The sequence below is a fragment of the Pseudomonas sp. B21128 genome (assembly GCF_044218865.1).
Classification (GTDB): domain Bacteria; phylum Pseudomonadota; class Gammaproteobacteria; order Pseudomonadales; family Pseudomonadaceae; genus Aquipseudomonas; species Aquipseudomonas iridis.
The window spans coordinates 1,739,426-1,752,551 of sequence record NZ_CP162590.1 but is presented as its reverse complement, the minus strand read 5'-3'; the positions used below and the strand labels follow the sequence as shown (position 1 = coordinate 1,752,551).

Below are 13,126 nucleotides of genomic sequence, written 5' to 3'. Positions count from 1 at the left end.
GACTGAACGGACGCTATCGCTGGCAAGCCAGCTCCCACATGGAACTGCGGTGACCGTTAGATCACCGCGCTGCGCCTTAGTCTTCCAGCAGTTCTTCAGCCTGCCCCAGAATGTTTTCCAGGGTGAAACCGAATTCCTCGAACAGTGCTGGCGCAGGCGCCGATTCACCGTAAGTGGTCATGCCGATCACGCGACCTTCCAGACCCACGTACTTGAACCAGAAGTCGGCGTGAGCCGCTTCGATCGCGATACGCGCGCTGACCTGCAACGGCAGGACGGCTTGCTTGTAGCCCGCATCCTGAGCATCGAACACGCTGGTGCAAGGCATCGAAACCACGCGCACCTTGCGGCCCTGCTCGGTCAGTTTGTCGAAGGCCTGAACAGCCAGGCCGACTTCCGAACCGGTCGCAATCAGGATCAGCTCAGGCTCGCCTGCGCAGTCCTTCAGCACGTAGCCACCGCGGCTGATGTCGGCGATCTGGCCAGCATCACGGGTTTGGTGCTGCAGGTTCTGACGCGAGAAGATCAGCGCCGATGGACCGTCCTTGCGCTCCAGAGCGTTTTTCCAGGCCACAGCCGATTCAACGGCATCGGCTGGACGCCAGGTGTCGAGGTTCGGCGTAGTGCGCAGGCTGGTCAGCTGCTCGATCGGCTGGTGCGTCGGGCCGTCTTCGCCCAGACCGATGGAGTCGTGGGTGTAGACGTGGATCACTTGCTTCTTCATCAGCGCCGACATGCGCACAGCGTTGCGAGCGTACTCCATGAACATCAGGAAGGTCGCGCCGTAAGGCACCAGGCCGCCGTGCAGGGTGACGCCGTTCATGATCGCGGTCATGCCGAACTCGCGCACGCCGTAATACATGTAGTTGCCGCTGGCATCTTCAGCGCTGACGCCCTTGCAACCTTTCCACAGGGTCAGGTTGGAACCGGCCAGGTCAGCCGAACCGCCGAGCAGTTCCGGCAGCAGCGGGCCGAACGCGTTCAGGGTGTTCTGGCTGGCTTTACGGCTGGCGATGGTTTCGCCTTTGGCAGCGACTTCAGCGATGTAAGCCGAGGCTTTTTCGGAGAAGTCTGCTGGCAGTTCACCGCTCAGACGACGGATCAGTTCATTGGCTTCGGTCGGGAATGCAGCGGAGTAAGCAGCGAAACGCTGATCCCACTCGGCTTCTACAGCGCGGCCGGATTCTTTGGCATCCCACTCGGCATAGATGTCGGCCGGGATCTCGAACGGGCCGTGGTTCCAGTTCAGCGCCTGACGGGTCAGAGCGATTTCCGCGTCACCCAGTGGGGCGCCGTGGCAATCTTCTTTGCCTTGCTTGTTCGGCGAACCGAAACCGATGGTGGTCTTGCAGCAGATCAGCGTCGGCTGCGCGCTCTTGCGAGCGGTTTCGATGGCAGTCTTGATCTCTTCCGGGTCGTGACCGTCAACGTTGCGGATCACCTGCCAGTTGTAGGCTTCGAAACGCTTCGGCGTGTCATCGGTGAACCAGCCTTCGACTTCGCCGTCGATGGAAATGCCGTTGTCATCGTAGAAGGCGATCAGCTTGCCCAGACTCAACGTACCGGCCAGGGAAGCGACTTCGTGGGAAATGCCTTCCATCATGCAGCCATCACCCAGGAACACATAGGTGTGGTGGTCAACGATGTTGTGGCTCGGACGGTTGAACTGCGCCGCCAGGACTTTTTCTGCCAGGGCGAAGCCGACAGCGTTGGCCAGGCCCTGACCCAACGGGCCAGTGGTGGTCTCGACGCCTGGGGTGTAACCGAATTCCGGGTGACCCGGGGTACGGCTGTGCAGTTGACGGAACTGCTTGAGGTCTTCGATCGACAGGTCGTAACCGGTCAGGTGCAGCAGCGAATAGATCAACATCGAGCCATGGCCGTTGGACAGCACGAAGCGGTCACGGTCGGCGAAGGATGGATTGCTCGGGTTGTGCTTGAGGTAGTCGCGCCAAAGCACTTCGGCGATATCTGCCATACCCATAGGTGCACCGGGATGGCCGCTGTTGGCTTTTTGCACGGCATCCATGCTGAGGGCACGAATGGCGTTGGCACGCTCACGACGGCTAGGCATCGCTGATCTCCTGGGTGTGAATAGATTGAAACGGAAAAAAGGAGGGCATTTTCCCTCACCGGAGCGCCTCGGGGCAATGACAGATAGTCATCCGGCAGCGTTTTTCCAATGGATAGCAGCGGATTAGGCAGGTGAAACCTTTCCGCTATTCGTTTGTAGAGTTAACCATCCCGTGAGAAGTGCCATCTATCGAGCAATATCAAAACTTTTTGATATTGGCCTTGCGGTGCTTTGAGGCCGTCACTAGACTGCCCACCCTATGAACTTACGCGTGCCTTCCATTCGCCATGACGATTGCGACGAGCTGGCGGCCCTGTGCAAGGCCGGCGGCGATCCGCTGCGCCTGAATGTATTGCGCGCGCTGGCCAACGATTCGTTCGGTGTACTGGAGCTGGCACAAATTTTCGGCATCGGTCAGTCCGGCATGAGTCATCACCTTAAGGTATTGGCGCAAGCCGATCTGGTGGCCACCCGCCGCGAAGGCAACGCGATTTTCTATCGCCGCGCCCTGCCCCACACCGAATTGCTGGGTGGCAAGTTGCACGCCGCATTGTTAGAAGAAGTCGACAACCTGGTGCTGCCTGACGACGTTCAAGCACGAATCACTCAGGTTCACGGGCAACGGGCTGCGGCCAGCCAGGACTTTTTCGCCCGGGTAGCTGAGAAATTTCGCGCCCAGCAAGACTTGATCGCAGGCCTGCCGCAGTACCGCGAAAGCGTGCTGGCGCTGCTCGACAAACTGAATTTCGATGGTGCTGCCACGGCCATTGAAGTCGGCCCCGGTGATGGCGCTTTCCTGCCGGAACTGGCGCGTCGTTTCAGCACCGTCACCGCGCTGGACAACAGCCCGGCGATGCTCGAACTTGCGCGTCAGGTATGCGTTCGTGAACAACTGGCTAACGTCAGCCTGCAATTGGCCGATGCATTGAACGGCACCAGCCTTCAGGCCGATTGCGTGGTGTTGAACATGGTGTTGCACCATTTCGCCGCGCCGGCCGAAGCGCTCAAGCACATGGCCGACTTGCTGCAACCGGGCGGTAGCCTGCTCGTGACAGAGTTATGTAGCCACAACCAGAGTTGGGCCAGGGAGGCCTGCGGTGATCTGTGGTTGGGGTTTGAACAGGACGATTTGGCCCGTTGGGCCACCGCTGCGGGACTCGTTCCCGGGGAAAGCCTCTATGTAGGCTTACGTAATGGTTTCCAGATCCAGGTCCGCCACTTTCAGCGACCGGCTGGCGACACTCACCATCGGTAAATTCAGGAAAAAATCGAGATGAGCGAATACTCCCTCTTCACCTCCGAGTCCGTGTCCGAAGGGCACCCGGACAAAATCGCCGACCAGATTTCCGATGCGGTGCTGGACGCCATTATTGCTGAAGACAAGTTCGCCCGTGTGGCGTGCGAGACTCTGGTAAAGACCGGCGTTGCAATCATCGCCGGTGAAGTGACCACGTCGGCCTGGGTCGATCTGGAAGAAATCGTGCGTAACGTCATTCTGGACATCGGCTACAACAGCTCCGATGTCGGCTTCGACGGCGCAACTTGCGGCGTGATGAACATCATCGGCAAGCAGTCCCCAGACATCAACCAGGGTGTTGACCGTGCCAAGCCTGAAGATCAGGGTGCCGGCGACCAGGGCCTGATGTTCGGCTACGCCAGCAACGAAACCGACGTTTTGATGCCAGCCCCGATCACCTTCTCGCACCAGCTTGTTCAGCGCCAGGCCGAAGCCCGTAAATCGGGTCTGCTGCCTTGGCTGCGCCCGGACGCCAAGTCGCAAGTGACCTGCCGTTACGAAGGCGGCAAGGTTGTCGGTATCGACGCTGTCGTTCTGTCGACCCAGCACAACCCTGACGTGTCGTACAAAGACCTGCGCGAAGGCGTGATGGAGCTGATCGTCAAGCACGTGCTGCCTGCCGAATTGCTGACCAAAGACACCCAGTTCCACATCAACCCGACTGGCCAGTTCATCATCGGCGGCCCGGTTGGCGACTGCGGTCTGACCGGTCGCAAGATCATCGTCGACAGCTACGGCGGCATGGCCCGTCATGGCGGCGGTGCGTTCTCCGGCAAGGATCCATCGAAGGTTGACCGTTCGGCTGCCTACGCGGGCCGTTATGTGGCTAAAAACATCGTCGCTGCCGGCCTGGCCGAGCGTTGCGAGATTCAGGTTTCCTACGCGATCGGTGTGGCCCAGCCTACCTCGATCTCGCTGAACACCTTCGGCACCGGCAAGATCAGCGACGACAAAATCGTCAAACTGGTGCGTGACGTGTTCGACCTGCGTCCATACGCGATCACCACCATGCTCGACCTGCTGCACCCGATGTACCAGGAAACTGCAGCCTACGGCCACTTCGGTCGCACGCCAGAAACCAAGACTGTTGGCGAAGACACCTTCACCACATTCACCTGGGAAAAAACCGACCGCGCCGACGCACTGCGTTCTGCTGCCGGCCTGTAATTCCCTGGCTGCATGAAAAACCCCGCACGGTTTGCGCCGTGCGGGGTTTTTTTATGCCTGACCCAGACCTTGCTCGCGAAGAGGCCCGCACAGCCGACATCAATTTCAAATGGAAACACCCCGCAAAACACCCGCCCCACCGTGCTCAAAATCCTGACTAGCCTTGAGGAACCCCCATGAGCAAGGACGCTCACGATGCGTTTGTTTTTGTTTGTTTTGCTGAACCTCATGTACCTGACGGGCTACGCGTCTCAATGTCCGAACTGGGCCCTCACCCAGGCCCAGCGCGAAATCACCACCCTGCAAAAACAGATCGACCAATGGGACGACGCCTACCACCGTGAAGGCCGTGCATTGATTGCCGACGAACTCTACGATCAATCGCGCCTGCGGCTAAACCAATGGAGGCAGTGTTTCAAATTACCAATGGCGCCCGAGTCTTTGCGCACAGCCTCGGGCGCCATTGCGCACCCCATTGCCCACACGGGACTGGACAAGCTTCATAAAGCCGAGGCCGTGGAGGCATGGCTGAGGAACCGCAAGGACGTCTGGGTACAACCCAAAGTTGATGGCGTCGCCGTGACACTCATCTATCGCGCCGGGGTGTTGCAGCAAGCAATCAGTCGCGGCGACGGCGTCAACGGGCAAGACTGGACGGCATCGGCGCGCAACATCGACGCCATTCCTCAACGCCTGAAACAACCGCTGGATGTGTTGGTGCAAGGCGAACTCTATTGGCGTTTGAACGAGCATGTTCAAGCACGCGCCGGCAGCGTCAACGCACGCGCTGTCGTTGCAGGCTTGATGGGCAGAAAATCCCTGAGTACAGAAGAAGGTGCCGGCATCGGCTTATTCATCTGGGACTGGCCACAAGGGCCTTCGGATTTGCCTGAGCGGCTATCCACACTGGCGGCGCTGGGCTTCGCCACAACGGTGCCCTACAGCTATCCCGTCCAGCAATTGGCAGAGGCGCAAAAATGGCGCGAGCACTGGTATCGCTCACCCCTGCCATTTGCCACTGACGGCATCGTTCTGCGCCAGAGTCAGCGTCCTCCCGCCGAACGCTGGCAGGCCCGCGCACCTTACTGGGCGATCGCCTGGAAATATCCGTTTGCCCAGGCATTGGCCGAAGTACGCAAGGTGCATTTCAAGATCGGTCGCACCGGCCGCATCACGCCGGTACTCGAACTGATACCCGTCATGCTCGATGACCGGGAGATCAAACGGGTCAGCGCCAGTTCACTCAAGCGCTGGCAGGCGCTGGATATCCGCCCCGGCGATCAGGTGGCAATCAGTCTGGCCGGCCTGACGATTCCGCGTCTCGACAGCGCTGTATTGCGCACCAGCGAGCGCGCAGCAATCAATGTCCCGAACGCCAAGGATTTTCATGCCTTGAGTTGCTGGCAGCCGACGCCCGGCTGCGAAAGCCAGTTTCTCTCGCGCCTGACCTGGCTCAGCGGCAAACAAGGACTGGCCATGCAGAATGTCGGGCGCGGTACTTGGGAGAAACTTCTCGAAACAGGCCGCGTGAAACACCTGCTGGATTGGTTGACCCTCGACGAGCCAGAGCTTGCTAACATTGCCGGCTTCGGCGAGCGCAGCAGCGCGCGCCTGATGCACAGCTTTCGCAGCGCCCGCCAACGACCGTTCGCACAATGGCTCAAGGCGCTGGGTATGCCGCCAACGGGCGGGGCAAATCTCCCCGACTCGTGGCAGGCACTGGCACAACGCGATACCGAACAATGGCAGAAGGAAGTCGGTATCGGCGCCGGGCGCGCAGCGCAATTGAGCGCATTCTTCCGCGACGCGCAGGTGCTAGCCTTGAGTGAAATTTTACGCACCGCCGGAATCGACGGTTTCTGAACATGCAATCCCGGCTCACCGGGAACCCAACGGTCGCCGAGGCGCTCCAACAGCGCAGCGCCTCCCGACCCGAATGCCTTTGCACATGGAGCTTTTATGAAATTTTTCGCACCACTCGCCCTGCTGACCCTTTGCGGCGTCATGGCCGCTCCCGTGATGGCTGCCGAGGACGCTCCCGGCCTGACAGGCTGCGCAGCCAAGAAGCAGGGCATCGTGAACCAGATCGAGCAGGCCAAAGCCCGCGGCAACGCCGATCAGCAGGCAGGTCTGGAAACCGCTCTGCGTGAAGTCACTGAACATTGCACTGACGCCGGCCTGAAAAAGGAGCGCGAAAACAAGGTCCTCGAGGCCAAGCATGAAGTGAGTCAGCGCCAGGCCGACCTCGACAAGGCCATGAAGAAAGGTGATCCGGAGAAGATCGACAAGCGCAAGAACAAGCTCGCCGAGTCGCGTAAAGAGCTGCAGGACGCGCTGGACCAGATCGACAAGTAAATGGTGGTGAATTAGGCCGCCATCGCGGGCAAGCCCGCTCCCACAGGAATATCTTATGTACAGCAGAGAAATTTGTGGGAGCGGGCTTGCCCGCGATGGCGTCAGATCAGCCAACAAGTATCAATGATCGCGAAACTCTTTATGGCAAGCGCTGCAGGCATCTTCAACCTTCTGCACCGCAGGCCCCAGGTTGCTGGCCGTGTACGGCTGGACCTTGCTGGCGACCACCAATTCACCGGTGGCGGCTTCAAGGTTGCGGGCCATTTCCTGGAAGCGCGCCTGTTTTTGCCAGACATCGTCTTTGGCGCTCGTGTGATCTTCTTCGCGCACTTGCGGGAAATGTTTCCACGGTTCGCGGGACAACGTATCGAGCTTCACCGCACCTTCGGCAAACTTCGGCCCGTCGAACGGAATGCGTCCACGCAACATGCCGCCCAGCTCTTCGCCGGTCTTGAGCATCTGCTTGAAGATCGTCTTGCGTTGGCCCAGCGGAGAATTCGGGTCGACACCGCCGCAGGCGGACAGGGTCAGACAGGCCAGCAATACAACAGCAATTCTTTTAAGAGTCATGGTGGCTTCAGGTCACGGAAATCGGCGGCCAGTATCCCCGCGTCACCGACAAACACCAATAGCCCTATTAAAAATACGGGTTGCCGGAGCGCATGGAGCACTCTGGCGACCGGCACAGGAATCACTCCATGAACAGCCGTTTCAAGGCCTGGCGTCATCCGCTGATCACCACGCTTCCAATGCTGGCGATTCTCGCCGGTTGTACCGGTGGCGACAGCGACAAGCCGAAAACCCATGCGCTGGCCACTTATTCCAGCGCGACGTGGGAAGCACTGCCGGCGGTGTCCGATAGCGACCTGGTCGCCGGTTTCGGCTCGTGGCGCAGTGCCTGCACCCGCCTCAAGTCCGATGCGGTCTGGGGCACGACCTGCGCCGCAGCAGCCAACGTGCCGCAAAGCGCCAGCGAGATTCGTGCTTTCCTCAAGCAGAACCTCGATGTCTACGGCCTGCGTGCTGAAAACGACAATCCCAATGGCTTGATCACCGGCTACTACGAACCGGTGTACCCCGGCAGCCTGACGCCTACCGATGTGGCGAATGTTCCGGTGTACGGCGTGCCCGAGGACATGATCATCGTCTCGCTCGACAGCATTTATCCCGAGCTCAAAGGCAAACGCCTTCGCGGTCGACTTGAAGGCCGGGTGCTCAAGCCCTACGACGACGCCGCGACGATCGAAAGCAAAGGCGTGAACGCGCCAGTGGTTGCCTACCTTACCGATCCGATGAACCTGCAATTTTTGCAAATCCAGGGGTCCGGGCGGATCCAGACCCAGGACGGCAAGCAGCTACGCATTGCCTACGCCGACCAGAACGGCCACCCGTATCGACCGATTGGCCGTTGGCTCGTCGAGCAAGGCGAACTGAAGAAAGAAGACGTAACGATGGGCGCGATCAGCAACTGGGCCAAGGCCAATCCGTCGCGCATCCCGGAACTGCTGGGCAGCAACCCCAGCTATGTGTTTTTCACCCGCAATCCGGACAGCAACGAAGGCCCGCGCGGTTCGCTGAACGTGCCACTGACCGCCGGCTACAGCGCGGCGGTGGATCGCAAGGTGATTCCTTTGGGTAGCCTGTTGTGGTTGTCGACGACGCGCCCGGATGGCACGGCGCTGGTTCGCCCGGTGGCGGCGCAGGACACGGGCGGTGCGATTGCCGGTGAGGTTCGCGCAGATCTGTTCTGGGGCACTGGTGATGCGGCCGGGCAATTGGCCGGGGACATGAAACAGCAGGGGCAGATCTGGATGCTCTGGCCTAAAGGTGCAGCGTTGCCACAAGTGCCGCAGGTGGCGGATGCACCCAAGAAAAAATCCTGAGAGGTCTTTGCCTGATCAATCGCCATCGCGGGCAAGCCCGCTCCCACAGGCTTATTTGGTGTACACCGAAGTTGTGCTCACCGTTGCTACCTGTGGGAGCGGGCTTGCCCGCGACGAGGCCATCAAAAACAGCAGGGATCAGACAGACACAAAGAAGAACGAAGCAATCAACCCCATCCCCACAAACCACACCAGCGACCGCAGCATCGCCCAGTCCGCCAGATAGCAAATGATGTACAGCAGGCGACTGGTGATAAACAGCACCGCCAGCACATTCACGGTGACCAACTGTGCCGTCCCCACCAGATGCGCAACGATCACCGCAGCGGCAAACGCTGGCATCACTTCAAAGCTGTTCATCTGCGCGGCATGTGCGCGCCTGGCCACACCGTCAACGCTGTCGAGAAAATCCCGCGGATCGTGATTGTCCCGAAGCTTGAAGCCGCCGGAAATCTTGGCCACGATCGTGCACACGTACGGCAAAAAGATCGCGATCAACACACACCAAAGAGCCACCGTCATAACGCCATCCTTTTTTCGAGTTATAGAGTTCGCGAGCCGTCAGAACTTCATCACCAGTATGCCGATCAGCACCAGCCCACAAGCTAAGAGCCGCGACCTGCCGAAAGGTTCTTTGAGGTATCGCATACCGAACAGCACCACCAGAATCACGCTGATCTCGCGCAACGCTGCTGCTTCGGCAATCGAGCCCAACTGCATCGCCCACAGCACCAAAGCGTAGCTGAACAATACGCAAAACCCGACCGTCAGCCCCAGCTTCCACTGCTCACGCCAGAACTGCATGAACGCCGGACGTTTGGCGATCCACGCCAGCAACGGAAACGGCCAGGCGCTGAGCAGCGTGACCCAGACCAGGTAATCCAGCGGATGCGACCAACGCCGCAGCGCCTGGCCGTCGATGTAGGTGTAGCAGCCGATGCACAGCCCGATCAGCGCAACCACCGGCAACATCGACCACGGTAAATGTTTGCCTCCGCCGCCCTGCCACAGCAGACACGCCATGCCAAACGGAATCAGCATGATCCCGAAGATCTGCTGTGTGGTGAGCACTTCACCGGCAAAGATCAGCGTCAGTGCCAGCACCACCAGTGGCGACAAACCGCGCATCAACGGATAGACCAGTCCGAGATCGCCAACGCGATAGGCCTGAATCAACAGATAGCGATAGAGCAGTTCGAATGCTGCCGACGCGAGAATCCATGGCCAGATGTCCATGGGCGGCACGTTCACGAAGGGCAACGCGATGGCGACAACCAGCAGCGCCACGGTGTCCATGCACGCCACCACCAGCAGCCGTTCGGCACTGAACTTGATCAGGGTATTCCACGCCGCATGCAGCAGCGCCGCTACCAACACCAAACCTGTCGCCAACACGTCTTACTCCTTATTATTTTTCACTGTTCCCTGCAGTAATAATCGAATAGTCAGATTATTGATTCTCGATGTGTCAGCAGCTGTTTATACTGCAAGCGACCACGCCGCACTCAATTGCGCACAGACTAATTCCAATAATTGCTGCCTGCCCCGCTCTCTTTCGAGACCGGTCGTTGGCCTGCGTATGCCTGATCACAGCGTCAAGACTACACCGACAGAGACCTTGCGCATGCCACTCGCCTTGTTTGCACTCGCTGTTGCCGCATTCGGCATCGGCACCACTGAATTCGTCATCATGGGCCTGCTGCCCGACGTCGCCCGCGATCTTGCGGTAAGCATTCCTCACGCCGGCCTGCTGATCACCGGTTATGCCCTGGGTGTGGTGTTCGGTGCGCCAATCCTTGCCATCGGCACCGCCAACATGCCGCGTAAAGCCACGCTGTTGGGCATGACGCTGATGTTCATCCTCGGCAACGTGCTCTGCGCGCTGGCGCCGAATTACGCCACGCTCATGGCCGCCCGCGTGGTCACTGCGCTGTGCCACGGCGCGTTTTTCGGTATCGGCTCGGTGGTCGCTGCCGGATTGGTAGCGCCGAACAAACGCGCGCAGGCGATTGCAATGATGTTCACCGGTCTGACCCTGGCCAATGTGCTCGGGGTGCCGCTGGGTACTGCGCTCGGGCAATACGCCGGTTGGCGCTCGACCTTCTGGGCGGTGTCGGTGATCGGTGTTGTTGCCGCCCTCGCGCAATGGTTGTGGTTGCCCAAGCACATCCCGATGGACAAGGCCAACCTCGCCAGCGAGTTCAAAGTGCTGGGCAAGATCAACGTGCTGCTGGCGCTGGGCATGAGTGTGCTGGCGTCGACCAGCCTGTTCAGCGTGTTCACTTACATTGCGCCGATCCTGCAGGACATCACCGGCGTCAGCCCGCACGGCGTGACAGTGATGCTGTTGCTGTTCGGCGTCGGCCTGACCGCTGGCAGCATGCTCGGCGGGCGTTTGGCCGACCGTCGTTTGCTGCCGTCGCTGGTGGGTGTGGCAATGGCGGTGGTGCTGGTTCTCGCGGCGTTCACCCAGACCAGTCACTCGGTGATTCCGGCGGCGATCACGCTGGTGCTGTGGGGGATTTTCGCCTTCGCGCTGTGCCCGATCCTGCAACTGCTGATTATCGATCAAGCTCATGAAGCGCCGAACCTCGGCTCGACCCTGAATCAAAGCGCTTTCAACCTCGGCAACGCGGCCGGTGCCTGGATTGGCGGGTTGGTGGTGGCGAGCGGTGCCGATCTTGCGCAGTTACCGTGGACCGGGGCGCTGGTGGGTGTGTTGACGGTGCTGACGGCGCTTTGGTTTATCTACCTGCAACGTCGCGGGGCTGCTGCGGTCAATGTGTCTGGCTGATCGAGTTGTGCCAGACATTGCCCTCACCCTAACCCTCTCCCAGAGGGAGAGGGGACTGACCGCGCCGTTCCGTAGAATTACGCCGACCTGAAATCGCGAGTCGAGCTCAGTTTGAAAAGCCTGAAGATCGGCTCCCCTTCCCCCCTCTCCCTTTGGGAGAGGGCTGTGATGAGTGGGCTCCTGGTCTCAGCTCAGATTTCCACTGTGTCTTCAGTTGCCTCCAGCCCATCAAACCCCTGCACCAACGATGGTGCGCTTTCTTCCCACCCCTCATCCAAAGGACCCCGGATGCTTGAACTTGTCGCCGCTTTCATCTGCCTCACCACCCTCCTCACCTTCGTTAACTTCCGCTTCATCGGTCTGCCGCCGACCATCGGCGTGATGGTCACCGCGTTGCTGTTTTCCCTGCTGCTGCAAGGCTTGAGCGTGCTCGGCTATCCGGGCCTGGAAGAACGCGTACAGCAACTGATCGGCCAGATCGATTTTGGCGATCTGCTGATGAACTGGATGCTCTCGTTCCTGCTGTTCGCCGGTGCCTTGCACGTTAACCTGAATGATCTGCGCAGCTATCGCTGGCCCATCGGCTTGCTGGCGACTTTCGGTGTATTGATCGCCACGGCGGTGATCGGCAGCCTCGCGTATTACATTTTTGCCCTGTTCGGCTGGCACGTGAGCTTCCTCTACTGCCTGTTGTTCGGCGCGCTGATTTCCCCGACCGACCCGATCGCGGTGCTCGGCGTGTTGCGTACAGCCAACGCCTCGAAACCGCTGAAAACCACCATCGTCGGCGAGTCGCTGTTCAACGACGGCACCGCTGTCGTGGTGTTTACCGTGTTGCTGGGCATCGCCCAACTCGGCGAGACCCCGACCGTCAGTGCCACCGCCATGCTATTCGCCCACGAAGCCATTGGCGGCGTGGTGTTCGGTGGGCTGATCGGTTATCTGGTTTACCTGATGATCAAGAGCATCGAGCAGCACCAGATCGAAGTGATGCTGACCCTTGCGCTGGTCATCGGTGGTTCGGCGCTGGCCTCCGAACTGCACGTTTCCGCACCGATTGCGATGGTGGTTGCCGGCCTGATCATCGGCAACCTGGGGCGCAATCTGGCGATGAACGACATGACCCGAAAATACCTCGACGGCTTCTGGGAACTGCTCGACGACATGCTCAATGCGCTGCTGTTTGCGCTGATCGGCATGGAGCTGTTGCTGCTGCCATTCAACTGGCTGCACCTGGCGGCGGCGAGCTTGCTGGCGGTGGCGATTCTGCTGTCGCGTCTGCTTACCGTGGCCCCGGCAATCCTGCTGCTGCGGCGCTGGCGCACAGTGCCGCGCGGCACGATCCGGGTGCTGACCTGGGGCGGTTTGCGCGGTGGGGTTTCGGTCGCACTGGCGCTGTCGCTGCCACTGGGCGAGCAGCGCGACTTGCTGCTAAGCATCACCTACATCGTGGTGTTGTCGTCGATTCTGATACAGGGCCTGACCATTGGCCGGGTTGTCCGTGGCGTAACGGGCCAGCAAGAAGTCAGCGCTGAAAATTCCTCACACTGACGCGT

Annotated in this window: 11 protein-coding genes; 7 read left to right on the top strand and 4 right to left on the bottom strand. The window is 59.9% G+C overall.

Features of this window, described 5'->3' with window-relative positions; genetic code table 11:
• Positions 1–76 precede the first annotated feature (76 nt).
• The gene (gene tkt / locus AB4P91_RS07760; protein ID WP_395604588.1) at positions 77–2,074 is read right to left on the bottom strand and encodes a transketolase; all 1,998 of its coding nucleotides are present in this window, start codon (positions 2,072–2,074) and stop codon (positions 77–79) included.
• Positions 2,075–2,333: 259 nt separating this feature from the next.
• Here tkt and AB4P91_RS07755 point away from each other — a divergent pair, with 259 nt between their 5' ends.
• From AB4P91_RS07755 to AB4P91_RS07740, 4 genes are all read left to right on the top strand, one after another.
• Entirely contained in the window at positions 2,334–3,329 is a 996-nt protein-coding gene (locus tag AB4P91_RS07755; RefSeq protein WP_042561495.1) for a metalloregulator ArsR/SmtB family transcription factor, read from the top strand.
• 18 nt (positions 3,330–3,347) lie between these two features.
• Complete coding sequence (metK, locus tag AB4P91_RS07750) at positions 3,348–4,538, top strand: methionine adenosyltransferase (RefSeq protein WP_042561496.1); 1,191 nt, start codon at positions 3,348–3,350, stop codon at positions 4,536–4,538.
• Between the two features lie 195 nt (positions 4,539–4,733).
• The gene (gene ligB / locus AB4P91_RS07745) at positions 4,734–6,401 is read left to right on the top strand and encodes an NAD-dependent DNA ligase LigB (protein ID WP_395604587.1); all 1,668 of its coding nucleotides are present in this window, start codon (positions 4,734–4,736) and stop codon (positions 6,399–6,401) included.
• A gap of 96 nt (positions 6,402–6,497) precedes the next feature.
• Positions 6,498–6,893, top strand: a complete 396-nt coding sequence (locus AB4P91_RS07740; protein ID WP_042561498.1) for a DUF1090 domain-containing protein — start codon at positions 6,498–6,500, stop codon at positions 6,891–6,893.
• A 120-nt stretch (positions 6,894–7,013) separates the two neighbouring features.
• Here the strand turns inward: AB4P91_RS07740 and AB4P91_RS07735 are convergent, their stop codons facing one another.
• Positions 7,014–7,463 carry a c-type cytochrome gene (locus AB4P91_RS07735; protein ID WP_395604586.1) on the bottom strand — a complete coding sequence of 150 codons (450 nt, stop codon included), beginning with the start codon at positions 7,461–7,463 and terminating at the stop codon, positions 7,014–7,016.
• A 128-nt stretch (positions 7,464–7,591) separates the two neighbouring features.
• On the opposite strand from AB4P91_RS07735, the gene AB4P91_RS07730 reads away from it, so the two are divergent.
• The gene (locus AB4P91_RS07730; protein ID WP_150593629.1) at positions 7,592–8,776 is read left to right on the top strand and encodes a murein transglycosylase A; all 1,185 of its coding nucleotides are present in this window, start codon (positions 7,592–7,594) and stop codon (positions 8,774–8,776) included.
• 138 nt (positions 8,777–8,914) lie between these two features.
• Here AB4P91_RS07730 and AB4P91_RS07725 read toward each other — a convergent pair whose 3' ends face one another.
• The gene (locus tag AB4P91_RS07725) at positions 8,915–9,298 is read right to left on the bottom strand and encodes an MAPEG family protein (RefSeq protein WP_150593628.1); all 384 of its coding nucleotides are present in this window, start codon (positions 9,296–9,298) and stop codon (positions 8,915–8,917) included.
• A gap of 39 nt (positions 9,299–9,337) precedes the next feature.
• Entirely contained in the window at positions 9,338–10,171 is an 834-nt protein-coding gene (locus AB4P91_RS07720) for an EamA family transporter (RefSeq protein WP_395604585.1), read from the bottom strand.
• A gap of 229 nt (positions 10,172–10,400) precedes the next feature.
• Here AB4P91_RS07720 and AB4P91_RS07715 point away from each other — a divergent pair, with 229 nt between their 5' ends.
• On the top strand, positions 10,401–11,570 hold the full coding sequence (locus AB4P91_RS07715) for an MFS transporter (protein ID WP_150687991.1): 1,170 nt from the start codon (positions 10,401–10,403) through the stop codon (positions 11,568–11,570).
• A gap of 288 nt (positions 11,571–11,858) precedes the next feature.
• On the top strand, positions 11,859–13,121 hold the full coding sequence (locus AB4P91_RS07710) for a sodium:proton antiporter (RefSeq protein WP_150593626.1): 1,263 nt from the start codon (positions 11,859–11,861) through the stop codon (positions 13,119–13,121).
• Positions 13,122–13,126: the final 5 nt, after the last annotated feature.